We start from the raw sequence: 25,756 nt of genomic DNA, 5'->3' as shown, positions 1-25,756 counted from the left end.
CTCTCCCCGGGAGGAGAGGGGATCCTGAGAGCTTCACTCCACCAGCGGGGGCGGGGTGTGGGTGACGCCGTAGCTGGCGAAGATCCTCGCCATCGTCCCGTCCTCGGTCAGGGCGGCCACCGCGTCGCCGACGGCATAGACGAGATCGCGGGAGTTCTCCTTGGTCGCCATGCCGACGTTCCAGCTCGACGTCATCATCCCCGGCAGGGTCACCGTGGTGATGGGGAACTGCTCCGCCCGGGCGCCAAGCGCCGCCTGGACCTGGCTGAGCGGCGCCAGCACCGCGGCAGCCTCGCCGGCGGTCAGCTTCTCCACGGCGGCTTCGGGTGTCGGGCAATGGATGATGTGGCTGCGCAGCCGGCCGCCTTGCAGGCCCAGCAGGAAGAAATCGGGGATGCTGTCGATCTCCACCGCGATCGGCTCCTCCGGCAGGGTCGCCAGCATGGCGGAGCGCACCCGCTGCGGATTGCGGGCCAGTGCGAACACCTCGTGATGATAGGGGCCGAACAGCACCGCCTCCGGGTTCATCAGGCCGAACTGCTTGTCATAGGGGATGTGCATCATGAGGTCGGCCAGCTCGCCGCCGAACAGGCTGCCGCGCCAGACCGCGACGCGCAGGTCGTCGGACACGGTCTCCCCGGCGATCTGCTCCACGATGTCGGCCTTCACGCCCAGCTTCCCCGCAATCGCCCTGGCGAGATCCACGTCGATGCCGACCAGGGTTCCGTCCTGCTGGAAGGAGAAGGGGCGGAAATCGCGATAGACGGCGACGCGCAGCCGGCCGCGCTCCATCACCTCGTCCAGCGGACGGGCGGAGGCACCGCGCGGAAGCGCTGCCGCGGATGCGGCAAGCCCGGAGAGAAAGCAGCGGCGGGTCACGGGCGCCATCGGAGGTTCCGGCAGTGGTTTGCTGAACGGCTGGAAATCAGGATAGCGATTGGTCAGCAATGCCAATAATTGGACTTTCGTACAAGGTGTGGCGTGACCGTGACCGGTCGGCGGACGTCCCGCCCCCTCGGATCGCTGTCCATCCTCCCATAGTCGCATTCCGGAGACCGGATACGCCGGATAGGCTGCACTCCAAACTGTTTGCGTTCCGACGGATACGATGACGAAGACCCGCCTGTTCCACAGCCTGTCGCTCGCCGCATTCGGCGCCGTCTTGCTGGCCGGCACACCCGTCGCCGCACAGCAGGATGCCGGCGAGATCCGCATCGGCTTCCTGTCGCAGACGCCGGAACCGCCGCCTTCCGTCGCCAATCCGGACGAGCCGGCGGCGGACAACGGGCTGGCCGGCGCCACGCTCGCCATCGCCGACAACAACACGACCGGCAAGTTCCTCAAGCAGTCGTTCGTGCTGGACAGCGTGGAGGTCCCGCCTGACGGCGACGCGGCGGCAGCCCTGCGCGAACTGGCGGGTCGCGGCGGGCGCTTCATCGTCGTCGACGCGCCGGGTGCGACGGTGGAAGCGCTGACGAAGCTGCCGGAGGCGCGCAACCTGCTGCTTCTGAACGCCAATGCGCCCGACGATGCCCTGCGCGGCGCGGCCTGTGCGCCCAACCTGCTGCATGTGGCGCCCAGCCGGGCGATGCTGGCCGATGCGCTCGGGCAATATCTGGTGAAGAAGCGCTGGCCGCGCTGGTTCCTCGTCACCGGCCGCCGGGCGGAGGACAGGCTCTATGCCGACGCCGTCCGCCGCACCGCCAAGCGTGTCGGCGCCCAGATCGTGGCGGAAAAGGACTGGACCGCCGACAGCGACGTGAACCGCACGGCGGAGGCGGAAATCCCCGTCTTCACCCAGGCCAAGTCCTATGACGTGCTGATCGTCGCCGACGAGGTCGGGGAGTTCGGCGACTACCTGTCCTACCGCACCGCCGATCCACGCCCGGTGGCCGGCACGCAGGGACTGGTTCCCACGGTCTGGCACCGCACCCACGAGCAATGGGGGGCGGCACAGCTGCAGTCCCGCTTCAAATCGGCGGCGAAGCGCCCGATGACCGCCCGCGACCACAATGGCTGGACAGCCGTCCGCGTGGTGGGAGAAGCCGCCGCCCGTGCCCGCACCGCCGATCCGGACCGGCTGATCGCCTTCATCCAATCGCCCGACTTCACCATGTCCGCCTTCCGCGGCGCGCCGCTTACCGTCCGTCCGTGGGACGGGCAGCTGCGCCAGCCGGTGCTGCTCGCCGCCGACCGCTCGGTCGTGTCGGTGTCGCCGCAGGAGGGGTTCCTGCACCCGCGGACCGAACTGGACAGCCTGGGCTACGACCAACCTGAAACGCTCTGCAAGACGCGAGGGAAGAAGACGCCATGACATCCGCCCGCCTGCTTTGGTTGCCTTTAACGGCTTCCCTGCTGACCACCTTCCTGGCGTCCGCCGCGTCGGCCCAGACGATCTACGTGTCGAACGAGAAGGACAACAGCCTGTCGGTGATCGACGGCAAGACGCTGGCGGTCATCGACACCATCAAGGTCGGCAAGCGTCCGCGCGGCATCACCCTGTCGAAGGACGGCACCCAGCTGTTCATCTGCGCCAGCGACGACCATGCGGTGCAGGTTCTCGACCTCGCCAGCAAGAAGGTCGTGCATAACCTGCCCTCCGGCGACGATCCGGAGCAGTTCGCGCTCAGCCCCGACGGCAAGAACCTGTTCATCGCCAACGAGGACAGCAACGTCGTCACCGTGGTCGACGTGCCCGCGCGCAAGGTGGCCTTCCAGGTCGATGTCGGGGTGGAGCCGGAAGGCATGGACGTCAGCCCCGATGGCCGCTGGGCCGTCAACACGTCCGAGACCACCAGCATGGTCCACTGGATCGACGTGGAGAAGCGGCAGGTCGTCGACAACACCCTCGTCGGACCGCGCCCGCGCCATGCGGAGTTCACCAGGGATGGCGCGCAGCTGTGGGTGTCGTCGGAGATCGGCGGGACCGTCAGCGTCATCGACACCGCCACGCGCCAGGTCAAGAAGGCCATCGATTTCCACATCAAGGGCGTCGCCAAGGACCGCATCCAGCCGGTCGGCGTCAAGCTGACCGACGACGGCCGCTATGCCTTCGTGGCGCTGGGGCCGGCCAACCACGTCGCGGTGGTGGACGCGAAGACCTTCGAGGTGAAGGATTACCTGCTGGTCGGCCGCCGCGTCTGGCATCTGGCGCTGACGCCCGACCAGAAGACGCTGTACAGCACCAACGGGGTCAGCGGCGACGTGTCGGTGATCGACGTCGACAGCCTGAAGGTGACGAAGTCGATCAAGGTCGGCCGCTATCCCTGGGGCGTCGTCGTCAAGGGGTGAAGGGTGGAGGGGGCTTCGCATTTGAGGTTGAAGCCCTTCTCCCCTTGCGGGAGAAGGGTTGGGATGAGGGGTTCAGAGCCGGCCGAAGGCCGGTGGAAATCAGGCTTGCAACCCCTCACCCCAACCCCTCTCCCACAAGGGGAGAGGGGCTTCCATCCTCAGGAAACGGGAGCAGCAGGATGACGGTGCCGGCACTGGAGGTGGAGGGGCTGCGCCACAGCTATGGCGGGGAGCGCAATGCGCTGGAGGATGTCGGGTTCCGTGTGATGCCCGGCGCCTTCACCTGCCTGCTCGGCCCCAACGGGGCGGGCAAGAGCACGCTGTTCGCGCTCGCCACCGGGCTTCTGCGGCCCAATCATGGCCGTGTGCGCATCCACGGCCACGACATGGCGCAAGCGCCTGGCGAGGCGCTGGCCCGGATGGGCGTGGTGTTCCAGCAGCCTACCCTCGACCTCGACCTGACGGTGGTGCAGAACCTGCGCTATTTCGCGGCTCTGCACGGCATCGGCCGGCGCGAGGCCGACCGGCGGATCGAGACGGAGCTGACCCGCCTGTTCCTGTTCGAACGGCGGGGGGAAAAGGTTCGCGCCCTGAACGGCGGGCATCGCCGCCGGGTGGAGATCGCCCGCGCCCTGCTGCACCGCCCGTCCCTGCTGCTGCTGGACGAACCGACGGTCGGGCTGGACATCCCCGCCCGCCGCACGCTGATCCGCCATGTCCATGCTCTGTGCGAGGGAGAGGGCATCGCCGTTCTGTGGGCCACCCACCTGATCGACGAGATCGACCCGGCCACCGACCATGTCGTGGTCCTGCACCGCGGCCGGGTGCGGGCCAGCGGCCCGGTTGCCGCGGTGAATGCCGAGACCGGCTGCGCCACCGTGGCCGAGAGCTTCGACCGGCTGACCGCCGCCAGACCAGTCGCCGATATGGGCGCAAATGCGGAGGCCGCGGCATGAGCGGATGGTGGATCGCCTTCCAGGGGATCGTGGCGCGCGAGGTCCTGCGCTTCGTCCATCAGCGCGAACGCTTTCTCGGTGCGCTGGTCCGGCCGCTGGTCTGGCTGTTCGTCTTCGCGGCGGGATTCCGCGCGGCGCTCGGCATCGCCATCATCCCGCCCTACGAGACCTACATTCCCTACGAGACCTACATCGTGCCGGGGCTGATCGGCATGATCCAGCTGTTCAACGGCATGCAGGGCTCCCTGTCGATGGTCTACGACCGCGAGATGGGCAGCATGCGCATCCTGCTGACCAGCCCGCTGCCGCGCGGCTTCCTGCTGCTGGCGCGGCTGCTGGGCGGTGTGGTGGTGTCGGTGCTGCAGGTGGCGGCCTTCCTGCTGATCGTCCGGCTCTACGGCATCGACCTGCCTGCCTGGGCGCCGCTGACCGTGCTGCCGGCGCTGCTGCTGAACGGGCTGATGCTGGGCGCGCTGGGCATGGTGCTGGCCTCCACCATCCGGCAGCTGGAGAATTTCGCCGGGGTGATGAACTTCGTCGTCTTCCCCCTCTTCTTCCTGTCCTCCGCCCTCTATCCGCTCTACCGCATGGAGGAGGCCGGGCCGCTGCTGTGGTGGCTGTGCAGCCTGAACCCCTTCACCCATGGGGTGGAGCTGATCCGTTTCGCGCTCTACGGACAGGTGGATGGGCTGGCTCTGGCCGTGGTTGCCGGCGCCACCCTGCTGTTCGCGGCGCTGGCGGTGCGCGGCTACTCCCCCGCCCGCGGCATGGGATCGCGGGCGCCGTCGGCGGCGGGGTGACGCCTCACGCCGCGTCGTGGAAGATGATGCCCAGCGTGTAGCGTTCACCCGACCTGACCGGGCTGACGCCGTGGCGGTGGCGGACCCGATAGGGTCCGCGGCTGCCCTGGACCGGGCGCTGGTCCACCGCGAAGATCACCCCCTCCCCCAGCGCCAGCGGCACGACGGTGGCGCGCGACTGCATGCGCGGGCGCTGTTCGGTCAGCACGAACTCGCCGCCGGTGAAGCCGCTGCCGGGCTCCGACAGCAGGATGGCGATCTGCAGCGGGAACACCGTCTCGCCATAGAGGTCCTGATGCAGGCAGTTGTAGTCGCCGGGGCCGTATTTCAGCAGAAGCGGCGTCGGGCGCGTCTGCCCCGCGGCGTGGCAGCGCTCCAGGAATTCCGCATGCTCCGCCGGGTAGCGGGTGTCGAGCCCCATCGCCTCCGCCCAGCGGTTGGCGACCGGCGCCAGCCGGCGGTAGAGCGGCGCCCGCAGGGCGGCAATCGGATCCGGCAGCGGGTGGGTGAAGTATTTGTATTCCCCCCTGCCGAAGCCGTGCCGCTCCATCACCACCCGGCTGCGGAACGGCGCGTCCCGCGGATAGAGGCCGGCCAGCGCCGCACAGGTCCGGGCATCCAGAAGCGGTCCCGTCAGGGCATGGCCGGCGGTGTCGAGATCCATCCCGATGCGGGTCCAGTCCAGATCATCCACCGCCGTCATGGGGCCGTCTCCACGCCCTTGGACGCCCGTTCCCTGTCCAGCAGGTCGCGCTTGCGTTCCACGCCCCAGCGGTAGCCGGACAGGCCACCGTCGGACCGCACAACCCGGTGGCAGGGGATCGCGACAGCCAGCGGGTTGGCGCCGCAGGCCCGCGCCACCGCCCGCACCGCCGCCGGCTCGCCGATGGCCCTGGCGATCTCGGCATAGCTGGCGGTCCGCCCGGCGGGAATGGCGCGCAGGGCCTGCCAGACGCGTTGCTGAAAGGCGGTGCCGCCGATGTCCAGTGGCAGGGTCAGCCCGGTTCCCGGCGCCTCCACCAGCCCCACCACCTGCGCCACGGTCGCCTCGAAGCCTGCGTCGCCGCCGATCAGCTCGGCCTTGGGGAAGCGGTCCTGCAGGTCGCGCAGCAAGGCCTCCGGATCGTCGCCCAGCAGGATGGCGCAGACCCCGCGCTCCGTCGCCGCCACCAGGATGGAGCCCAGTGAGCAGGCGCCGACCGCGAAGCGGATCGCCTCCCCCACCCCGCCGCGGCGATAAGCGGTGGGCGTCATGCCCAGCCGCGCCCCCGCCGTCTCGTAGAAACGGCCCGACGAGCCGTAGCCGGCCTCATAGATCGCCTGGGTCACGCTGCCCGCCTCCTGCAGGGTGCCGGCGACGCGGGCGGCGCGGCGGGCCTCGGCATAGGCGCGCGGGGTGACGCCGGTCGCCTGCCGGAAGATGCGGTGGAAGTGGTGCGGGCTCAGTCTGGCCGCGGCGGCAAGCTCGTCCAGCGGCGGGACCTCCTCCGCCTCCTCGATCAGGCGGCAGGCGCGGGCGACGGCATCGGCCCGCCGCTCGGCCTGGCTCGGTCCATCCGGGCGGCAGCGCTTGCAGGGGCGGAAGCCTGCACGTTCGGCATCGGCGTTGGTGTCGTAGAACATGACATTCTCCGGCCGCGCCGGGCGCGCGGCACAGCTGGGACGGCAATAGACGCCGGTGCTGCGGACCGCATAGACGAACCGCCCATCGGCGGCGGAATCGCGGCGGCGCAGAGCATCCCAACGCTCGGATGCGGTGTCGGCAATATCGGGTGCGGCGTTATCGAGTGCGACTGTATCCGGTGCGACGGTCATGGCTCCCTCTCCCTTCCGCGAATCATACAGGCATCACGGCGTGTTGAGGGGGCAATGTGGGCCGGCGGACGGCGTCGCGCACTCCGCCGCTTGCTATCGAATTGCGCTTTCCTTCCTTTTCCTCTGCGCCTTGCGGACGATCGCCTCGATGCAGTCCAGCACCCGTTCGGCATTGGCGAGCCGCCCGTCGGCGTCGGGAGCCTCCAGCGCGGCGGCCAGGCGGTCGTCCTGGGCGCGCAGCAAGCCCTTGGAGCGCTTCGCCAGTGTCGCCGCCCGCGCCGCGGCGCGGTCGCCGCGCAGGGTTGCCGCGACCCCGGCCGGTCCGCAGCCGAGCGAGGCGACGCCCAGCGCCCGGCATCGGCAGCGCAGGGACGCGATGGCGAGGAGGCGCTCCACCGGGTCGGGCAGCGGGCCGAAGCGGTCCTCCATCTCCTCGCGCAGGGCGTCCAGATCGCCGGCCTCGCGGGTGCGGGCGATGCGGCGGTGCAGGCCGATGCGCAGCTCCTCCTCCGGGATGTAGGCGGCGGGGATGCAGTGCGGCACCGCGACCGTCACCTCCGGGTCCCAACGCTCGTCCGGTTGGCGGCGCAGCGACCGCAGGGCGTCGGCCAAAATGCGCTGGTACAGCTCCGTGCCTACCGCGCGCACATGGCCGGTCTGGTCCTCGCCCAGCAGGTCGCCCGCCCCGCGCTGGTCGAGGTCGAGCATGCTCAGAACGAAGCCGCCGCCCAAGCTCTCGATCACTTCCAGCGAGCCGAGCCGCCGGGCCGCCCGCTCCTCCAGCGGATGGTCGGGATCGGTCAGGAGATAGGCGTAGCCCTGGACCGCTCCGCGCCCTACCCGGCCGCGCAGCTGGTGCAGCTGGCCCAGCCCGAACAGGTCGGCGCGGAACAGCAGCAGCGTGTTGGCGCGCGGGATGTCGATGCCGGATTCGATGATCGGCGTCGACAGCAGGATGTCGCTCTCGCCGTCGACGAAGCCCATCACCGCATCGTCCAGCGCAGCCGCCCCCAGCCGGCCATGCGCGGTCGCGATGCGCGCGGCCGGCACAAGCTCCCGGATCCACGCCTCCAACTCGCCCAGGTCGGCGATGCGCGGGGTGACGCAGAAGGCCTGCCCGCCGCGGCCGAGTTCCCGCAGCAGGGCGGCGCGGGCGGTGATGGGATCGCGCGGGGTCACCGCGGTACGGACCGGACGGCGGCGGGCCGGCGGGGTGTCGATGATGCTGAGGCCGCGCAAGCCGGCCAATGCGCCCTGCAGCGTGCGCGGGATCGGGGTGGCGCTCAGCGCCAGGCTGTGCACGCCCTCGGTCCGCCGCTTCAACGCCTGCTTCTGCGCGGCGCCGAAACGCTGCTCCTCGTCCACCACCATCAGGCCCAGGCGCTGGAAGCGGACATCCTTGGACAGCAGGGCATGGGTGCCGATGACGATGTCCACCGACCCGTCGGCCAAACCGGCCCGCACCCGCTCGCTCTCCGCCTTGGTCATGGAACCGGTCAAGGGCTCCACCGTCAGGCCGAAGCCGGCGAAGCGGCGGCGGAACACGTCCAGATGCTGGCGGGCAAGGACGGAGGTCGGGGCCATCACCGCCACCTGATGGCCGGCAAAGGCGACGGCCGCCGCCGCACGCAACGCCACCTCCGTCTTGCCGTATCCGACGTCGGCGCAGACCAGATGGTCCATCGGGTGGCCCCCGCCCATGGCGTCGAGCACGGACCGGATGGCGTGAGTCTGCCCCTCCGTCAGGTCGAAGCCGAACCGGGCGCCGAAGCGGCGCATGCGGTCGGCCGACGGGTCGATGACCGGCGCCGTCTCCCGCGCGCGGCGGCGGGCTTCGCGCAGGATGCCCTTGGCGGTCTCGCCGATCTCCGCCTCCAACACCGCACGGCGCTCCAGCCAATTGGCGTTCTTCAGGCTGTCGAGCCGGGCCCCGGTGTCGGCCGAGCCGTGGCGCCACAACCGGTCGAAGTCGGCTGTCGGAACCAGCAGCCGGTCGTCATGGGCATAGTCCAGCACCAGGAAATCGGCGGTGGACTCCCCGCCGGCGCCATCGTCCGACGCTATGGCCTCAAGCCCGACCAGTTGCCCGATGCCGTAATCCAGATGGACGACGAAGTCGCCGGTCGCCAGTTCCGATGGCGCCAGCGGCGGACGGACCGGCGTTTCCCTGCCTGCGTCGCCGGCACGGCGCGGCGCCACCAGCACGGTCATGCCGTCACAGACGAAGCCACTGCCGGTCCTGAGCGCCAGCACGGCGCAGTCGCCCGGCGCGAGCGGCGGATCCGGCCAGCGGTCCAGCCGGGGCACCGGCTGCCCCAACGCCGCCTCCGTCCGCTCCGCCAACCGGTCCGGCTCGCCTGCGCCGCCACCGGGGTGGGCGGCGAGCAGCACGGCGCCGCCATCCTCGACCAGTGCCGCCGCCCGGCGCAGCAGCGTTCGCTCGGTCCGCACCGCCTCCACCGCCTGCCCGGCCGTCACCTCCACCGGCAGCGCGGTACGGGCGGCGAGCTTCTCGTCCAGGGTTTCGGCATCGATCAGGCGACGTTCCAGCACCGGAACCGGCAGGATGCAGGCGTCGTCGCGGCGGATGCGGCGGTCGGGACCGGACCCGGCCAGATCGTCGGCCCGCGCCTCGATCCGGTCGCGCGCGCCGGCATCCAGCACCACCAGCGCTTCCGGCAGCAGGTCGAGCAGCAGCGGGCAGCCGTCGAAAACGTTGGGAAGCTGAAGGTCGAAGGCATAGGGCCGCCGCCCCTCCACCAGATCCCGCCGCAGTTCCTCCGGCAACGCATAGCCCAGCTTGGAAAGGTTGGCGGTCAGCCGGTCGAGCATCTCCGGCCCGACGATCAGGTCGGTGACCGGGCCGAGCGTGACCTCGTCGATGGAGGCGATGGAACGCTGGGATACCGGATCGAACAGCCGCAATTCGCGCACCATCCCGTCGGCGATGTCGCAGCGGACCGGCCGGTCGCCGTCGCCGGGGAACACCTCCACCACCGCACCGCGGATCGCCGCCTCGCCGGGTTCGTCGACCCGTTCGTCCATCACATAGCCGGCCTTGGCGAACCAACCGCGCCATGCCGCCTCGTCAAAGGCCATACCACGGGTCACGTGGAACCGTGCGCCAGTCCAGGCTTCCGGCGGCGGCAGCCGTTGCAGGGCGAGGTCGGCCGAGGCCACCACCAGCCGGCCGACGGTTGGTGCCGCATCACCGGCAAGCCGCATCAACCCGGCGGCACGGCGACCCAATACGGCACGCGACGGCGCGGCACGGTCCCCGGCGGCCGTTTCGTCGATGGGAAGCAGAACGACGTCGAGATCGGGCGCGATGTCGCCGGCCAAGCGGGCCAGCCGGGCGGCACGCCCATCGCTGCGCGCAAGCAGCAGGACACCACCGGGACGGCGGGCGAGCGCCGCCAGCCGGACGGCCAGTTCGCCCTCGCTTTGGACGGTCAGGCTTGGCGGGGAGGAGGGCGCGGACGACGGCGCCTCGGGAGCGGGATCGGCGACGGGAACTCCGTCAAGCATGATGGGCAGACATGGTGGAGGGCTCCGGTCGGTGACACCGTGCGGCGGGAGGGCCGCAGGGTGTCAACACCGCCAAGCCCCTCCGGTTGCCTACCCTTCAGTCTAGCGGAACCTTCCCGGTCAATGCAGCGTCAACCAACCGGCCAGCACGGCAATGAAGGCGCCGGCCGTCGATCCCAGCACGGTCAGCAGCGGCGACCAGCCTGCCCCGGTGCTCTTTTCGGCTGCGCCCCCATCCAGTCCGCGCAGGGTCTGGTCCATCCGCATCAGGAACACTTCCAGCCCACCGACGCGCTCCGTCAGGTCCTGCAGGGTGGCAGCCATTGCTTCCGTCCGCTCCGCCTGCGTGGTCGCCAGGCGGGTGGCGTCGGTGCGGAGTGCCGCCACTCCTTCGCCGGCATCGCGCAGAAGTCGGCCGATGGTCTGCTGGGCGGCGGCGAGCTGGCGCTGGTCGCGGCGAAGAGCGTCGATCCGCTCGCCGATGCGCTGTAGATGCGGCCCCAGCAGACGGTCGAGCCGCTGATCCTCGGGGTTGGGCTGCGCGAAGGTCGCCGTCTCGCCGGTGGACGGCGACCGGACGACGGCCACCACCCGCGACGGATCGGCCCCGTCGGGCAGGGTCAGTTCGGCTTCGAAGGCATGCGCGCCGTCGCCGATGCCGCCGCCGGCCAGATCGGGCCGCGGCCGGTCGGCCAGCACCCGCGCCAGCGTCACCGGCGGACCGCCGTCCCGCTCCAGCCGCAGTTCCACCTCCAGCCGGTCGCCGGGATGATTGCCGTCCCAGCCCCAGCCGAAAACGCGGCCACCCTGCAAGGCATCGATATGGCCGACGATCGCAGCCCCCTGCGGCGCCTCGACCGCGGGGGCGGGGTCGTGAAGCTCGACGATCTTGGCGGTGGCGGACATCGGACCCGTTCCGGTTGGTTGGAGTGGAGATCCCCCTCTCCCCCCCCGGGGAGAGGGTCGGGGTGAGGGGGGAGCACAGGGCGGATTCTAGGGTGTAAAGGAGCTTCCCACCTGTCGAAGCCACGCGGTGCATCCCCCTCACCCTAACCCTCTCCCCGGGGGGAGAGGGGATGAACAGAGTTCTCACGCCGCCTTGCGGTCGGTCGTGCGGCGCAGGGTGTGGCTCGGCATGCGGTGGGGGACGTAGTTCTCGTCCAGGAATTCCCGCATGTCGCGATAGCGCTGGTAGTAGGTGCGGTTGAACTTCTCGAACAGGCTCTGGTCCCAATATTCCTCGAGGACGAAGGGCTTGTCCGAATAGACGTTGTAGCAGGGGATCGCGAAGGTCTCCGCGAACTCCGCCGTACGGCTGTCATAGCTGAAGTAAATCGACGGCGTGGCGTTCGACAGGGCCATCAGGTTGCCGTGCAGGCGATAGCCCAGCACGAGGTCCTTCGACCGCACCAGGTTCTCGTAGTCGGCGACGACGTCCGAGTACCACAGGCGCTCGCGGTACAGCGCATCCATCTCGTCGTCGAAATACCACTGCTTCAACCACGCGCTGTCATGCAGATGCGTCCAGGCCTCCGCCTTCTGTTCCTCGGTGCCCCACAGCAGCTTCTTCTCCTCGACCTCGCCCTGCATCATCAGGACCGTGTCGAAGCGGCGGGAGATGTCCTTCACGAAATCGCGGTGGCGCTCCAGATACTTCCGCACGTCCGGCGAATAGTGCTTGGACACCTCGCGGCGCATGGTGATGCCGACCTTGCGCACGCTGTCGAGAGCCGGCAGGTCGATGCGCAGTTCCGGATCGCGGTTGCGGAAGGCGGTCGGGCAGCCGACGATGCGGGTGTTCTTGATGCCCAGGTCCCACAGCACTTCGGCGGTATAGGTGCCGCGCACGCCCAGCGTCGTCGACTTGTCGGCGATCATCCGCCAGATGCGCTTGCTTTCCTCGCTCAGCGTCAGCTTGCCGGTGGCCGGCGCCTGGGCGCCGACGCCGAAGGCGATGACGGGGATGCGCAGTTTCGTCAGCACCTGGATGGTCGCCGCCGGCCATTCCATCGAATCGTGGATGTAGTTGCTGCCGCGCAGGAAGACGTAATCATACTCGGCGTTGATCCGGTCGACAGCCTCCTGCCGGAACTCGCGGATTTCCAGCACGTCGAGCTTGTCGTAGGTCAGCAGCTTCAACGAAGAGTCGAAAACGAACGCGTCGCCGATGTTGTGGTAATGGTCGATGCTGCGCTGAATGTCCTGGTAGCTGTACCAACGCACGCAGTCGTGATCATAGACTTCGCCCGACGGAATCATGACGAGGATGTTGGCCACGGCGGCACTCCCTGGGTTGGGCGGCAATAGGGGTGGATGGCACCCGGATCGTCGCCGGGCGAATTCGAATCGGCGCACAGGACCTGAATGGAAGGCCCCGCGGCTTTCATTCCAACCATACCAATTTATTCTGTGAAGGATGGAATGAATTATTCTGCGACTTCGAAAATATCACAGGCTATCCCATTCTTTCCTATCAGGACCGCTGCGCCACCGCCCGTTCGGGAATGGAGGGCGCCGCACCGCCGGCGGCCAGCAGCGCGTCGAACACCTCCGCATGCTGGCGCGCGCATTCGGCGCGGTCGATCGGGCGGCGGATGCGCAGGCGCAGGCGGTCCCACAGGTCGGGCGAGGTCAGCGCCTCGGTCATGCGGTCCACCAGATCCTCGACGCTGCCGTTGCGGAAATGCAGGCCATCGACGCCGTGGGTCACCTTCTCCGCCATGCCGCCGATGTTGCTGGCGATGATCGGACGGCCGTGCAGGAAGGCCTCCTGGATGACGACGGGGGAGTTCTCCCACCAGATCGACGGGATGATCATCCAGTCGACGTCCTTCATCAGGCCCGGCAGTTCGGCCGAGCGGTAGCTGCCGTAGAAGCGCACCCGGTCGCCGGCCTTCTCCACCGCGTCGTTGAAGCGCTTCTGGTAGGCTTCCGGCTGGCGTTCCAGGTTGCCGCCGAAGATCATCAGCGCGCCGTCCTCGCCCCAGGCCTTTTCTGAGATGCGGGACACCGCCTCCACCAGCAGGTGCGCGCCCTTGAATTCGGTCAGCTGGCCGAAGAAGGCGAAGCGGTTGCGCTTGCCGGCGCGGGTGACCGGGCGCGGCGGGGCGATGCCCTCGATGGTCAGGCCGTTCTCGATCATCCGGAACTTCTCGCGCGGCAGCCCCCAGTCGACATAGCGGTCGATCAGGAAGTTCGACGGGCTGACGTAGAAGTCCGCCTGCTCCAGGAAGGTCTTCAGGAACAGCTCGCGCTTGAAGAACTCCGCCTCGCCGATGTGCGGGAAGCAGCCGGCGCAGTCGGCCGGGCTGGCGCGGTAGCACAGCGTGTTGCGGCTGGTCTTCACCATCTGGCCGTGGTGATGGCAGATCGACAGGTATTCATGCAGCGTGACCACGATGGGCACGCGCGGCAGCGCCTGACGCACCGCCTGGATCGTCTCGATGCCCAGCCCCAGGAAATGGTGGAAGTTCACCACGTCCGGCTGAAGGTCGCGGACATAGCGGACGAAGTCCTTCTCCAAACCGGGCAGGTTGCGGTTGGACAGGCGGAAATGGTCGTATTCGTTGGCATAATACAGCACCTCCCGCTCCTTCTGGCGGAGCGCCATCAGGGCGGAACCGCGATGCTGGGCGATGGGCGGCGCCACGCGGGCCAGATAATGGCTTTCCCAGCCCGGCAGGTCGTGCAGGCCGTTGTGCAGGTTGTAGGAGGCGACCTCACCCCCGCCCAGCGAGAAGGAGGGGTGGCCATGGCTGATGATCAGCGCGCGCTTGGTCTTGCTCATCGGGTGACCGTTCGTTCTAAGCGGGGGTGAAGTGGTTGTGTCGCTTGCCCCCACCCCGACCCTCCCCCGCTGGGCGGGGGAGGGAGTTTAGTGCAAGGGCGGCGGAGTCCCCTCCCCTGCGAAGCGGGGGAGGGTTAGGGTGGGGGCAAAGCACTAAGCCGCAATCGACGCCTTCCAGCGCTCGGCGAAGCTCCATTCGTCGACCAGCGCGCTCATGCGTTCCAGCCGGGGGTCGCGGGTGTGGCGGGACTGTTCGTCGACCGCCACCAGCCGGACCTTCGGCAACCACAGGCAGGAGCCGCCGGCCGCCCGCACCCTCAGGCACAGGTCCAGCCCCTTCGGCTCCGGCGCCAGATAGCGGCCGCCGTCGGCCATCGCCCGCACCAGCAGCTCGCGCGGCAGCAGGGCGCAATCGGCCGACGCGGCATCCACCGCCGACGCTTCCTGCTCCTTCAGCCAGTCGCGCGGATAGCCGGCGAAGCGGCGCTCGTAGGTGACCGTGCCGCCCGGCCCTTCGACCGCGACGATGCCGGCGAAGCGGATCGAGTGGTCCTCGTACAGCAGGGTCGGGCTGGCCATCACCGGCGCGAGCGCGGCGGAGCCCACGGCATTCGGCTTGCGGATCGCCCGTTCCAGCGCCGACAGCCAGCCGCGTTCGGTCGGCAGAACCGAGGGGGACAGCAGAAGGACACGGTCGGCACGAACATGCGGCAGGGCCGCCGCCACCGCTTCGAACGGGTCGGATGCCGTGGGTGCGGCGACGAAGCCGACCGCCAGGCGGTAGAAGCCGGCGGCCTGCCGGACCATGCCGGCCAGCCGCTCATGGGTGCCGGCGCCGGCCACCACCAGGATCTCCGCCTCGGCGAAATGCGGGTCGTTCGCCATGCGGGCAAGGTTCAGGTCGACATCCTCGCGCCCGTCGCAGACCGGCAGGATCACCGACACGCGCGGGCTCTTGAGCGCGCGGCCCATCGGGTGCAGGACGGAGGACGGCGCCGCTCGGCCCGACGCCGCGCTGCGCAGCATCGGCCCCAGGTGGGTGGCGACGACGCGGTCGATGGAGGGGCTGTCCGGATTGACCGACCCCAGCATGCGGCGCAGCGCCTCGCCGGTCGGCGGCTGGCAGGGCAGCGGCAGGAAGGCGATGCCGTCGGCGAGAGCCAGTTCCAGATGGAACTCGGCGTCGACTGAGATACCGGCCGGCTCCCGGGCGAAGGCGGTGAAGCCGTGGGCGTCGTTGCCCGGAACCATGCGGCCGGCGAACAGCGGGTCATGGGCGAAGGCGTCGGAAACGTCCTTGCGGCCCAGCCGCGACCAATCCTGGTCCAGCCGCGCCGTCAGGCCGCCGCCCTTGACCGTCACCGCCCGCACCGAGCCGGTGGGGTCGAGCAGCCAGCCGCAGACGAACAGCCCGGCGCCCGGCACCCGCACCGCCATGTCCAGCCCCATGCGGACCGGCAACTGCAGTTGCGACACCGTCTCCACCCCGTTGTAGCGGGCGGCGATGGCGGCGGCGACACCGCGGCGGGCGGCATCGCCCTGCAGATGGCCCAGCATGTCGCGGGCATGGGCGGAGGCGACGCCGTCGGCCAGAAGCTGCCGATGCTGGAAGATCGCCAGATGGCGCCAGCCGTCGGCGGAACGGAAATGAATGCGGCGAATGGTGTCGGGGGATGCCACCGGCCCTTCCAGCACCGTCAGCAGGCCGGCGGCATCGTCGGGCAGGTCCGGACGATGGAAGGGGGCGGCGGCGCTGGCATGGGCGCGCAGATCGTCGGCCTCGACCAGCACATGGGCGGCGCCGGCCGGGAAGCCGTGCGACCAGCCCTGCACCATCAGCGCGCCGTCGCGGAAGCGGCCCAGCACCTCGGCGAAGCCATCGGGACGGGAGGCCTCCTGCGCCAGACCGGCCAGCAGCCGGGTGCGGCGGTCGGCTTCGCCCTCGCCCGTCTCCAACCCGGACAGCAGGGTCACGGCGACATCCAGCGCGGTGTCGAGCGACTGCGGCTGCACCTCGCGCAATGCCGCGACCAGATGGGCGGGGTTGGTGCGGACGTTGGACAGGCGCGGCAGAAGCAGGTGCTTGCCCTGCGCATCCTCGATCTCGATGCGCGACGGGCGCATGTGGGCGAGCCCGGTGACGCGGATGGCGCCCAGGAACCAGCGCTCCCCCGCTTCGTCGGTCCAGCAGCCGCCACGGAAACGCCCGTCGAGCATGCCGTCCAGCATCACCACGCTGTCGGCCGGCAGGGGCTGGTCGATGGCCCCGAACAGCATCAGCGTGTCCTCGTCCAGCAGGACGGCGGCGGTGATGTCGGCCTTGGTGCTGCGGTCCTTCATCGGGTGCGGTTCCCCTGGTTGAGAGCGGCGGGTGCCGGAGACAGAAGTTCGCCGTAGAGGGCGAGGTGGAGCGACGCGGCCTCCTCCGTCGGACGGACGGCGGGGATGTTGGCCGACAGCCGGTCCCACAGATCGGGTTCGGTCATGGCGCGGGTCATGACGCGGGCGAGGTCGGCCGGGTCGTTGGGGCGGACATGCAGGCCGTCGACACCGTCGCGCACCGCCTCCGCCATGCCGCCGATGCCGCTGACGATGACCGGGCGGCGGTGCTGGAAGGCTTCCTGGATCACCAGGGGCGCGTTCTCCCACCAGATCGACGGCATCACCACCCAGTCGGCGGCGGCCATCAGCGCCGGCATCTCCTGCGGCCGGTAGGGGCCGTGGGCGGTGGCGAGGCTGCGCGTCGCGTCGAAACCGTCTGCCACCCGCTGGCGGAACTCCGGCGCCTGATACAGGCTGCCGCCATGGACGGCAAGCGACGGGGACAGGCCCTGGCGCGCCATGCGGGCGACGGCGTCCAGCGCCACGGTGACGCCCTTGAACGGGTTCAAGTTGCCGAAATAGGCGAAGGCGTCGCGCACCGCACCGGGAGCGAGGTCGCGGGCCGGGGCAGGATCCACGGCGGGGCGGCTGTTCGCCATCACCTCGATTCGGTTGGGGTCCAGGCCCCAGGCGACATAGCGGTCGCGCAGGAAGCGGCTGGGCGCCAGGAAACGGTCGACCAGCCCGAACATCGCCTTGATGTGCTTTTCGCGCAGCAGGAACTGGTCGGCCGGCCGGTCGGGGAAGCAGCGGTGGCAGGCATCCGGCGACGCCTTGCTGCAGAGCGCGCGTGCTCCACCCTCGCCACGCGGCGGGGTAACCATCTGCCCGTCATTGGCGCAGATCGGGTAATAGTCGTGCAGCGTGTAGACGATCTTCGCAGCCGGGCAGACGCGGCGGATCAGGAACAGCATCTCCACGCCCAGCAGCAGCGTGTGATGCACGTGCACGATGTCCGGCCGGAAGGCGCGCAGCAGGTTGGACAGGTCGGGGACCAGCCCGTGCAGGTCGATCTGGCTCTGGTGGAAATGGTCGAAATGACCGGCCCACAGCAGCACCTCGTCGGCGCTGCGGCCCAGCGTCTGGAATCCGGTGCCGGGACGCGGCGCACGGTGGGTGTCGTTGGTGCAGGCCAGGAACAGGCACTCCGCCCCCGCTGCCTTCAGGCCGCCGAACAGCTCATGCGCGAAGATCTCGGTGCCGCCGGGATGCAGGCTCGGATGGTTGTGCGCAATCAGCAGCACCCGCGGCGGCCGGGAGGCCACCAGCGGGCGGGACGGCTGGCGCGGGGCTGGACGGGCGGCTTGATTGGCGGGGAGAAGAGGGAGACGGCGCCGGCTCATGGCACAGCCCCCTTCTCCAGAACCACCAGATCCTGGAAATTCTCGGCCTCTCGCTGGCCGCTCCAATGGCCGCGCATCACGGCGCGGGCGGGACGCAAGCCATGGGCGGCGAAGCGGCCGAGCAGGAACTCCTCGTCATAGGCGACGGCGGCGTTGGGATGCTCCGGATCGGCCAGCAGCTCGACTCCCGGCACGTCCCGGAATGGCGGGCGGGCGGTGCCCTTGGCGATGCCGGCGCGCGCGGTGGCGTCGGCCAGGAACAGGCTGAGGAAGCAGCGCCCGCCCGGCTTCAGCACCCGCGCGATCTCCGCCGCATAGCGCTCGGTGTCGGCCGTGCGCAGGTGGGTGATGACCGAGGTCAGGATGACGAAGTCGTAAGCCGCCGCCTTGAAGGGCAGCGTCGCCGTCTCCCCCTCGATCCGGCCGTCGGGATTGTACAGGCCATTGGCGACGTCGAGATGGTGGAAGCGGAACTCCGGATAGGCCGGCGTGATGGTCGACGCGCACCAGCGAATGCCGTCCAGCACGATGTCGATGCCGTCGTAGGACGAATCCAGATACTGGGTCAGCGGCAGCGCCATGCGGCCGACGCCGCAGCCGATCTCCAGCACCTTGTGGTCGGGACGCAGGCCGCCCAGCCGGACGAAATGGCGCAGGAACTCCGCCCCGATGGCGCGGAAATCACCATCACCGATGAAATGCAGCTCGGGCGGCGGCACCGGCAGGAAGCGGTTGCGCGCGATCTGGGCACAGAGCCATTCCAGCCGCGGATCGGTTTGGCGGCGCAGGACGGCAAGCTGCGGGGTCGGCAGAAGCGCATTCATCGGGTCACCTGTGCGGTCTTGCGGGCGCGGCCTGTCTTGGACGGCTGCGCCTCGTCGTCGGCGTACCAGTCGCGCGCCATCAGCTCGGCCATGCGGTCGGCCCAGCGGCGGCCATGGAGCCAGCGGTTGTATTCGGAGGCGACTCCCCGGGTGTAGCCCTGGTGCCGGCCGATTGAGCGGCGTTCCAGATGGTACAGCTCGACCGACGGGGCATAGCGGATGTCGAGACCCTGACCGCGGATGCGCAGGCAGAGGTCCGAATCCTCGAAGTCGCCGATGATGTAGTCTTCGCAAAAGCCGCCGGCGGCGGTGTAGGCGGCGCGCGTGGTCAGCAGGCAGGCGCCGGTGACGCCCGGAACGGAGCGCGGACGGCAGGCGGCGGCGAAGTCGCGCGGCAGGCCCTTGAAGTAATGGTGGTTGTACCAGGCGCCCTGCAGATCGCGGTCGAAATAGAGCCCGGCATGCTGAAGGCTGTCGTCGTCGAACAACAGCTTCGGGCCGACCGCGCCGATGCCCGGACGTTTCTCCAGCGCCGCGACCAGCTGCGGCAGCCAGCCGGCGCGGTCGGGCACCACGTCGGAGTTGAGCAGCAGCAGGCGGTTGGCGCGGGCCACCGCGACGCCGGCATTGTTGGCGGCGGAATAGCCGTAATTGGCGCTCTGCACCAGCAGCAGCATCGGCAGGCCGTAGAGGCCGTGGAAGCCGCGCAGCAGATGCACCACCTCGTCGCGCTGCTCCGGGCTGTCGAGCACGAAGACCAGTTCGGCATCGGCCATCGCCGGATCAGTGGCGAAGCACGCGATCTGGAAGCGCAGGAACTCCAGCGTGCGGTAGAGCGGGATGATGACCGACACCGCGGGCTTGGCCTTGCGCTCGCCATAGACGACCAGTTCCGGCTCGCCGCGGGTGGCGAGATGGGCGGCATGCAGCGGGGCGACGGCCGGACCAATGACGGTCTCCAGCAGCTCCGGCGTGGCGAAGCGGGGCGGCAGGCTGCCCAGCACGGCGGCGCGGGCGTCGGCATCGGCGCGCGGACGCGGCGGCGGGACGAGGCGCAGCGCGCCGCCCGACGCCAGCCGAAACTCCGCCGTCACCTGAAGCGCCTCCGCCGGTTCGGGATTGCCCGGCAGATGCAGGACGAAGCCACTGCGGTCGAGGCCGGTGTTGCCGTAGAGCTTGGCCACATCTTCGCGCGGGAAGCGGTTGGTGAAGCGATCCACCCGGCGTTCGCCGCCGAAGGGGGTGCGTACCACCAGCTCCGCCGCCAGACCATGCGGGTCATGCAGCCAGCCCGCCAGGAACAGCCCGCCGTCGGCCGTGGGAACCGCCAGGTCGAGCGAGGCGCCGATCGGCCGCTTGGCGTCGGCGGCCTGCCGGCGCGGCAGCGGGGCCAGCGCCTGCAACTCGCTGACCGCCGACGCGGCGGACGCATCGTTGCGGCCACGCTTGGCGAGGCAGGAGAGCAGGTAGTGACGGAGGGTTGCTGGCGTGTCAGGACGGGCGTTCAGCCGGTCGGTCAGGGTCGGCAGACCGGCGGGCTCCTCCGGGAAGCGGCGGCAGGCGACGCCGTTGGCGCCCAGCACCACCAGCAGGTTGCCCGGCGCACACAGTTCGCGATCCATCAGCAGGTCGAAGGCGATGCGCCCCCTGCCGGCCGGATCGGGGCCGATGCAGGCATCGAACGGCGCCCGTGCCACCGCTTTCGCGGACAGAACCACCAGACCGGTGATGGCGCCGAAGCGGCCAGACAGAGCACCGGCGCACAGCAGAAGGTCGCCGCCCGCCGTCGCGCGGACCGCCAGCATCGCCGGCTCCGCCGCACGGTCCAGCACCAGGCGGCGGCACAGCGAAGCGAAGGCGGCGTCGCGGCGAAGCGCCGGGGTGGAGCTGGCGAAATCGAACAGGAAACGCAGAACCCGCAAGCGGCCGGCACCATCCAGGCTGCCCAGCAGCCCGGCGGGGTCAAGGTCGGCGGCGCCGGATTCTGTGCGAAGCTCGGCGATCACGCGGTTGTTGGCGATGAAATGGATGGGCATCCGCGGGTCGCGCGGTGCCGGCAGGATCGACAGGACGCGCCGGGCGCCCCAGCCGCTGTCGATGGTCAGCGTGGTGAAGGGCGGACGCACCGGTTCGCCGTCGACGCTCGGCGTGATCGGGCCGACGACATCGGCCGCGCCATCCATCGTCCCATCCATCGTCCAGGAGACGAGGAGGAAGCGGCGGCCCAGCGCCAGACGTTGCGCGGGGGCGATCGACACCGAATTCGGCAGGACGGCGATGACGGTCATGGATTGGATTCCGGCAGCGTCGATGGTTTGAAAGTCAGGGGTTTGAACTTCGGAAGTGCTGATTTCGGGCAAAGGAGGACCGGCGGCGGCTTTGACACCACCGGTCCGTCCCTTTCATTCACTGCTCAAAGAAGCAGCGGACGATCAGTGCCCGGTTAGTGGATGACGAAGAAGTCGTTCGGGTGGTTGTGGATGTCCGCAGCGGAGACACCCTTCAGCGTGATGCTGTCGCCATGGCCGAGGTCGATCACGGCATCGCCATGCTGGTCGGTGACGCGGGCGGCCAGATCGGCGGCGTCGTTCACCTTCAAACCGTTGATGTTGCGGGAGATCTGCAGGACGTCCTCGCCGGCCTTGAAGTCCAGGACCACGTCCTGGCCGCCGCCGCCGGAGAAGATGAAGACGTCGTGGCCGGCGCCGCCGGACAGCAGATCGTCGCCCTTGCCGCCTTCCAGGCGATCGTTGCCTTCGTCGCCGAACAGCATGTCGTCGCCGTCGCCGCCGTTCAGCACGTCGTTGCCGGTGCCGCCGCGCAGGATGTCGTCGCCCTTGCCGCCGTCGAGGATGTCGTCGTGGCCGCCGCCGGTCAGGATGTCGTCACCCTTGCCGCCCGTCAGCACGTCGTTGCCGTCCCCCCCGGACAGCACGTCGTCGCCGGCGCCGCCGTCCAGCACGTCGCGACCGGCACCGCCGATCAGAACGTCGTCACCACCCCCCCCCAGGATGATGTCGTCGCCCGAACCGCCGTCGATGATATCGTTGCCATTACCCCCCAGCAGCATATCCGCCGAAGTGCCGCCATGGATCACGTCCTGCCCGTTCCCCCCGAACAGAGCATCGTGTCCAGCGCCACCGAGCAGGGTGTCCGCGCCGTTGCCCCCCAGCAACAGATCGTTACCCTGCCCGCCATCGAGAAGATCGGCGTGATTGCCGCCGACCTTCACATCGTCGTAGCTGCCCCCAGGAACCGTAGCCATCGTAGGTATCTCCTTGCGATGTGATTGGAATTTTTGGGCCGTCTTTCGGCCTCGCTCGAAAGGCTGAGCTCGCCTTTCGGTGTAACCAAATCTATCGGGGGGATAGTGTGATAAAAGATGGGCTGTGGGAAGAAAAAGTTGAGTCGGAACAGAAGAATCTCACAGAACAACGCATTGTCTATATTTTCAAAAAGAGAGTTAGTCTGAATTGCTTCGAATTTCTAAGCAGTTCCCATTTTAAAAACGTTGGTCAGACTCACTTCCAAACTCCGGATTGCCGCGAACCCTCGGGATCACCATGAAAAGTTTTCTTGGTTAAGAGATAGTTTTTAAAAATCAGTTCACCCACTTAATGCCACAGGGTCGGTGAGCCGGTGGATTCGATGGCCGGTCATCATCCCGGGCGGACGCGGGAGATGCCTTTCCCATCCGAGGATGTCCTCGGCGCAATACTCAAGTATGCAAGTAACGGTGAATTTCGGCACAGTAAAAGCGTCATGGAACTGACCCGGAAGGGCAAAAGGGCCGGCGTGGGGGGCGCCGGCCCTTTCACGGGACCGCTTGCGGGGGATGGACCCACATGCCGGCGGCCCCAGCCCGCACCGGCCCGAACGGGGGAGGGCCGGGGGGACGGGCGTGCCGTCTATTTCACTCGGGCCGTCTATTTCTCTCGGCCGTCTATTTCTCTCGGAAGGCCCGCTGCATCCCATCCGTCAGCGGTGTCATGAAATAGTCGATGGCGCGGCGGGCATGGCCATGGATCATGACTTCGGCCGGCATGCCGGGATGAAGATCGACGTCCGGCAGTGCCTTCAATTCCGCCGCATCCATGCTGATCCGGGCAGCGAAATAGAAGGCGCCGGTGCGCTCGTCCTGCAGTTGGTCGGCAGACAGGGACACCACCTGCCCTGCCACCGGCGGCACCGCACGCTGGCGATAGCCGGTCAGCTTCACCATCGCCTTGCTGCCGACCTCCACATTCTGCACGTCATGGGGGGAGACGCGGGCCTCCACGATCATGGCGTCGTCCTGCGGCACGATGTCGAGGATGCCGGCACCGGCCGGAATGACGCCGCCGGACGTGAAGAAGCGCAGGCCCGTCACGCGCCCCGCCTGCGGCGCGGTGATCGCTTGGCGCAACAGGATGTCGTCTGCACTGCGCAACCGTTCCGACAGGTCGGAAACGCTGGCCTGGGCCGTCTGCAGATCGACCGCCACCTCCGACCGGCGGGTGTTGCCGAGATTGATCATGGTCAGTTCGGCCGCCGCGATGGCTTGTTCGGCCTTGGACTTGTTCGCCATCAGCTCGCCCAGCCGCCCTTCGGAATCGGCGACGTTGCGCTGAAGCTCCAGCATGCGCGGCTTGCGCTCATACCCCTTCGCCAGCAGCCCCTGCACCACCTGCAATTCGTCCCGGGTGTAGCGCAGCCGGTCGGCGGTGGCGACGCGCTGGGATTCCAGCGCCGCGATCTCGTCCCGCAGCTGGGAGATCTGCCGGCGCTGGATGCCCAACTGCGCCTCGTGACTGTCCAGCCTGGAGCGGAACAACCTCTCCTCGACCGACATCGCCTCCGCCGCGACCGGGTTGTCGCGCGCCGCCTTCACCAGCTCCTCGCTGAACAGCGGCTTCAGACCATCGGACTGTTCGGCCCGCAGCCGGCCGAGCCGGGCCAGCGCCGTCCAGTATTGGCCTTGCAGCTGCGACACCACCGCCTGGCTCTGCGTCGAATCCATCCGCAGCAGCACCTGCCCCGCCCGCACGAGGTCGCCGTCCTTGACCAACAGGTCGCGCAGGATGCCGCCTTCCAGATGGGAGACGGTCTTGCGGTGGCTTTCCACCATAACCGTCCCGGCGGCGAGCGCCGCGCTGTCCAGGCTGGCGGTGAAGCCCCAGGTCAGGAAGCCGCCGAAGCCGACCAGCACGGCCAGCGCTCCGGCCAGCGCGGTGTTGCGCAGCGACGGTTCGGCAGGATCCACGTCGATGGTCGCCGTCCAGACCGTCGGGGTCGTCAATGCTGGCGTTTCGCTGGTCATCGTTGCTCTCCGCTGCGGACGAGGCGGGTCACGCCGGCGGGGACGCCGCCCGGCTGCACCAGTTTCAGGACATCGGCGCGGGCGCCGAAATGCTCGACGACGCCCTCCTTCATCACCACCAGCTTGTCGGCCACCGCGACGATGGAGGGGCGGTGGGCGATCATCACCACGGTGGTGCCCTCGGCCTTCACCTTGTGAACGGCGTTCAGCAGGGCCTGCTCGCCCTCATGGTCGAGGTTGGAATTGGGCTCGTCCAGCACAAGCAGCCGCGGCCGGCCGAACAAGGCGCGGGCCAGCGCGATGCGCTGCCGCTGGCCGCCGGACAGGGAAAAGGCGCTCTCACCCACCGGCGTGTCGTAGCCGAAGGGCAGGCGCCCGATCATCTCGTGCACGCCGGCCAGCCGCGCGGCGCGGACGATCTCCGCCGGATCGGCGCTGGCCATGCGGGCGATGTTCTCGCCGATGGTGCCGTCGAGCAGCGCCACCGACTGCGGGACATAGCCGACATATTTGCCGAAGCTCTCGCGCTCCCACAGATAGGTGCTGGTGCCGTCCAGATAGATGCCGCCGGCGGTCGGCTGCCAGACGCCGACGAGCAGGCGGGCCAGCGTCGATTTGCCGGCACCCGACGGGCCGATGATGCCCAGCACCTCCCCCGCCTCGGCGGAGAAGGAGACGTTGCGCAGCACAGGGCGGTTCAGGCCGGCCGGCACATGGCTGACGCGGTCGACCGCCAGCGTCCCCTGCGGCGCCGGCAGCGGCATGGTGGAGCGCGCTGAGGCTCCGTTGTTCAGCAGGTCGCGGATGCGCCGGTGCGCCTCCAGCGCCTTGACCCATTGGCGCCAGCCGTCCACCAGCTGTTCGAAGGGATGCAGCAGCCGACCGGTGATCAGGCCGGCCGCCATCATGCTGCCGGGGGTCACCAGATTGTCGATCACCAGCGTGGCGCCGGCGGCGATCACCCCGACCTGCAGCATCAGCCGCAGCGAACGGGAGGCCGCGGCCAGCCCGCGCGACATGGTGGCGCCGCGGTCGATCATGCCGGCCGATCCGCTCTGCGCCGCCTGCCAGCGCCGCGCCAGCGCCGGCAGCATGCCCATCGCCTCGATGGCTTCGGCATGGCGGACGGTGCCGGCGATGTCGGCGAAGACGCGGGCCGACGCCTCGTTCGCCTCGGCCATCGGCCGCCGGGTCAGCGCGTCGGTCAGAATGCCCATTACCAGCAGGACCAGCGCGGCGCCGATGGCGAGGAAGCCGTAGACCGGATGCAGCAGGAACAGGATCACCAGGAAGATCGGCGCCCAGATGAGCTCCAGCGGTGCGGTCACGGCGCTGCTGGTCATGAAGGCGCGCAGGTCGTTCAGGTCGCGCATGGTCTGCGCCGCATTGCGCGGCCCGCCGGACAGCGCATCGACGATGGACGCCTCCAGCGCCGGCACGTTGAAGCGGTGGGCGATGACGGCGCTCGTCACCAGGAAGGCGCGGGCGCGGATGAAGTCCAGCACGCCGTACAGCGCCAGCGCCCCCACCGCGATGATCGCCAGCATCGTCAGCGTTTCCAGGCTGCGGCTGCTCATCACCCGGTCGTAGACCTGCATGGTGAAGAGCGGAACCACCAGCATCAGGACATTGACGAACAGGCTGAGGATGCCGGCCAGCAGCAGGCCATGCCCGATCTTCCGGTAGGCTTGGGTCAGCAGGGGCCGATCCACGGAACTCATCTTCGATCCT

The 25,756-nt window shown here is 69.2% G+C and carries 18 protein-coding genes; 4 read left to right on the top strand and 14 right to left on the bottom strand.

The features are described from left to right. Positions 1–33 precede the first annotated feature (33 nt). Positions 34–888, bottom strand: coding sequence for a substrate-binding periplasmic protein (locus tag ACWPKK_RS19965; protein ID WP_452007547.1), 855 nt, complete (start codon positions 886–888; stop codon positions 34–36). Positions 889–1,108: 220 nt separating this feature from the next. Here ACWPKK_RS19965 and ACWPKK_RS19960 point away from each other — a divergent pair, with 220 nt between their 5' ends. The 4 genes from ACWPKK_RS19960 to ACWPKK_RS19945 all read left to right on the top strand — a co-directional run bounded on the left by ACWPKK_RS19960 (position 1,109) and on the right by ACWPKK_RS19945 (position 5,047). Continuing rightward, the gene (locus tag ACWPKK_RS19960; RefSeq protein ID WP_452007545.1) at positions 1,109–2,314 is read left to right on the top strand and encodes an ABC transporter substrate-binding protein; all 1,206 of its coding nucleotides are present in this window, start codon (positions 1,109–1,111) and stop codon (positions 2,312–2,314) included. Next, positions 2,311–3,291, top strand: coding sequence for a YVTN family beta-propeller repeat protein (locus ACWPKK_RS19955; protein ID WP_452007543.1), 981 nt, complete (start codon positions 2,311–2,313; stop codon positions 3,289–3,291). The genes ACWPKK_RS19960 and ACWPKK_RS19955 overlap by 4 nt, the downstream gene beginning before the upstream one ends. Before the next feature lie 179 nt (positions 3,292–3,470). Continuing rightward, positions 3,471–4,247: an ABC transporter ATP-binding protein gene (locus tag ACWPKK_RS19950; protein ID WP_452007541.1), complete on the top strand. Its 777-nt coding sequence runs from the start codon at positions 3,471–3,473 to the stop codon at positions 4,245–4,247. Then, on the top strand, positions 4,244–5,047 hold the full coding sequence (locus ACWPKK_RS19945; RefSeq protein WP_452007539.1) for an ABC transporter permease: 804 nt from the start codon (positions 4,244–4,246) through the stop codon (positions 5,045–5,047). Before ACWPKK_RS19950 ends, ACWPKK_RS19945 begins: the two co-directional genes overlap by 4 nt. Before the next feature lie 4 nt (positions 5,048–5,051). Here ACWPKK_RS19945 and ACWPKK_RS19940 read toward each other — a convergent pair whose 3' ends face one another. The 13 genes from ACWPKK_RS19940 to ACWPKK_RS19880 form a co-directional block, all read right to left on the bottom strand. Then, a complete protein-coding gene (locus ACWPKK_RS19940) occupies positions 5,052–5,711 on the bottom strand; it encodes a 2OG-Fe(II) oxygenase (protein WP_452008233.1) in 660 nt (219 codons plus the stop codon). 35 nt (positions 5,712–5,746) lie between these two features. Then, positions 5,747–6,862 carry a bifunctional DNA-binding transcriptional regulator/O6-methylguanine-DNA methyltransferase Ada gene (gene ada / locus ACWPKK_RS19935; protein ID WP_452007537.1) on the bottom strand — a complete coding sequence of 372 codons (1,116 nt, stop codon included), beginning with the start codon at positions 6,860–6,862 and terminating at the stop codon, positions 5,747–5,749. A gap of 93 nt (positions 6,863–6,955) precedes the next feature. Further along, entirely contained in the window at positions 6,956–10,390 is a 3,435-nt protein-coding gene (locus tag ACWPKK_RS19930) for a DEAD/DEAH box helicase (RefSeq protein WP_452007535.1), read from the bottom strand. A 120-nt stretch (positions 10,391–10,510) separates the two neighbouring features. After that, positions 10,511–11,296, bottom strand: coding sequence for a hypothetical protein (locus tag ACWPKK_RS19925; protein ID WP_452007533.1), 786 nt, complete (start codon positions 11,294–11,296; stop codon positions 10,511–10,513). 183 nt (positions 11,297–11,479) lie between these two features. Continuing rightward, positions 11,480–12,667 carry a polysaccharide pyruvyl transferase family protein gene (locus ACWPKK_RS19920; RefSeq protein WP_452007531.1) on the bottom strand — a complete coding sequence of 396 codons (1,188 nt, stop codon included), beginning with the start codon at positions 12,665–12,667 and terminating at the stop codon, positions 11,480–11,482. 196 nt (positions 12,668–12,863) lie between these two features. Then, a complete protein-coding gene (locus ACWPKK_RS19915) occupies positions 12,864–14,177 on the bottom strand; it encodes a glycosyltransferase family 4 protein (protein ID WP_324870253.1) in 1,314 nt (437 codons plus the stop codon). Between the two features lie 153 nt (positions 14,178–14,330). Next, on the bottom strand, positions 14,331–16,517 hold the full coding sequence (locus ACWPKK_RS19910; RefSeq protein WP_452007528.1) for a hypothetical protein: 2,187 nt from the start codon (positions 16,515–16,517) through the stop codon (positions 14,331–14,333). After that, complete coding sequence (locus ACWPKK_RS19905) at positions 16,514–17,902, bottom strand: glycosyltransferase family 4 protein (protein ID WP_452007526.1); 1,389 nt, start codon at positions 17,900–17,902, stop codon at positions 16,514–16,516. The genes ACWPKK_RS19910 and ACWPKK_RS19905 overlap by 4 nt, the downstream gene beginning before the upstream one ends. Then, positions 17,899–18,726, bottom strand: coding sequence for a class I SAM-dependent methyltransferase (locus ACWPKK_RS19900; protein WP_452007524.1), 828 nt, complete (start codon positions 18,724–18,726; stop codon positions 17,899–17,901). Before ACWPKK_RS19900 ends, ACWPKK_RS19905 begins: the two co-directional genes overlap by 4 nt. Further along, a complete protein-coding gene (locus ACWPKK_RS19895; protein WP_452007522.1) occupies positions 18,723–21,014 on the bottom strand; it encodes a glycosyltransferase in 2,292 nt (763 codons plus the stop codon). Before ACWPKK_RS19895 ends, ACWPKK_RS19900 begins: the two co-directional genes overlap by 4 nt. A gap of 155 nt (positions 21,015–21,169) precedes the next feature. Beyond that, positions 21,170–21,991 carry a calcium-binding protein gene (locus tag ACWPKK_RS19890; RefSeq protein ID WP_452007520.1) on the bottom strand — a complete coding sequence of 274 codons (822 nt, stop codon included), beginning with the start codon at positions 21,989–21,991 and terminating at the stop codon, positions 21,170–21,172. A 678-nt stretch (positions 21,992–22,669) separates the two neighbouring features. Next, positions 22,670–24,025 (bottom strand): HlyD family type I secretion periplasmic adaptor subunit, encoded by a 1,356-nt coding sequence (locus tag ACWPKK_RS19885; RefSeq protein WP_452007518.1) that lies wholly within the window; start codon positions 24,023–24,025, stop codon positions 22,670–22,672. Beyond that, on the bottom strand, positions 24,022–25,746 hold the full coding sequence (locus tag ACWPKK_RS19880; protein ID WP_324870260.1) for a type I secretion system permease/ATPase: 1,725 nt from the start codon (positions 25,744–25,746) through the stop codon (positions 24,022–24,024). Before ACWPKK_RS19880 ends, ACWPKK_RS19885 begins: the two co-directional genes overlap by 4 nt. Between the last annotated feature and the right edge of the window lie 10 nt (positions 25,747–25,756).

The organism is Azospirillum largimobile (assembly GCF_977007025.2).
Note: the sequence above shows the minus strand (reverse complement) of the source record. Positions and strands in the feature narration are given on the sequence as shown.

What these genes read in the sequence shown, in the direction of transcription:
- ACWPKK_RS19930 (WP_452007535.1), bottom strand. Translation starts at nt 10,390, where the DNA reads ATGCTTGACGGAGTTCCCGTCGCCGATCCCGCTCCCGAGGCGCCGTCG.
- ACWPKK_RS19910 (WP_452007528.1), bottom strand. Translation starts at nt 16,517, where the DNA reads ATGAAGGACCGCAGCACCAAGGCCGACATCACCGCCGCCGTCCTGCTG.
- ACWPKK_RS19890 (WP_452007520.1), bottom strand. Translation starts at nt 21,991, where the DNA reads ATGGCTACGGTTCCTGGGGGCAGCTACGACGATGTGAAGGTCGGCGGC.
- ACWPKK_RS19960 (WP_452007545.1), top strand. Translation starts at nt 1,109, where the DNA reads ATGACGAAGACCCGCCTGTTCCACAGCCTGTCGCTCGCCGCATTCGGC.
- ACWPKK_RS19915 (WP_324870253.1), bottom strand. Translation starts at nt 14,177, where the DNA reads ATGAGCAAGACCAAGCGCGCGCTGATCATCAGCCATGGCCACCCCTCC.
- ACWPKK_RS19955 (WP_452007543.1), top strand. Translation starts at nt 2,311, where the DNA reads ATGACATCCGCCCGCCTGCTTTGGTTGCCTTTAACGGCTTCCCTGCTG.
- ada (WP_452007537.1), bottom strand. Translation starts at nt 6,862, where the DNA reads ATGACCGTCGCACCGGATACAGTCGCACTCGATAACGCCGCACCCGAT.
- ACWPKK_RS19940 (WP_452008233.1), bottom strand. Translation starts at nt 5,711, where the DNA reads ATGGATCTCGACACCGCCGGCCATGCCCTGACGGGACCGCTTCTGGAT.
- ACWPKK_RS19905 (WP_452007526.1), bottom strand. Translation starts at nt 17,902, where the DNA reads ATGAGCCGGCGCCGTCTCCCTCTTCTCCCCGCCAATCAAGCCGCCCGT.
- ACWPKK_RS19950 (WP_452007541.1), top strand. Translation starts at nt 3,471, where the DNA reads ATGACGGTGCCGGCACTGGAGGTGGAGGGGCTGCGCCACAGCTATGGC.
- ACWPKK_RS19895 (WP_452007522.1), bottom strand. Translation starts at nt 21,014, where the DNA reads ATGACCGTCATCGCCGTCCTGCCGAATTCGGTGTCGATCGCCCCCGCG.
- ACWPKK_RS19900 (WP_452007524.1), bottom strand. Translation starts at nt 18,726, where the DNA reads ATGAATGCGCTTCTGCCGACCCCGCAGCTTGCCGTCCTGCGCCGCCAA.
- ACWPKK_RS19885 (WP_452007518.1), bottom strand. Translation starts at nt 24,025, where the DNA reads ATGACCAGCGAAACGCCAGCATTGACGACCCCGACGGTCTGGACGGCG.
- ACWPKK_RS19880 (WP_324870260.1), bottom strand. Translation starts at nt 25,746, where the DNA reads ATGAGTTCCGTGGATCGGCCCCTGCTGACCCAAGCCTACCGGAAGATC.
- ACWPKK_RS19925 (WP_452007533.1), bottom strand. Translation starts at nt 11,296, where the DNA reads ATGTCCGCCACCGCCAAGATCGTCGAGCTTCACGACCCCGCCCCCGCG.
- ACWPKK_RS19945 (WP_452007539.1), top strand. Translation starts at nt 4,244, where the DNA reads ATGAGCGGATGGTGGATCGCCTTCCAGGGGATCGTGGCGCGCGAGGTC.
- ACWPKK_RS19965 (WP_452007547.1), bottom strand. Translation starts at nt 888, where the DNA reads ATGGCGCCCGTGACCCGCCGCTGCTTTCTCTCCGGGCTTGCCGCATCC.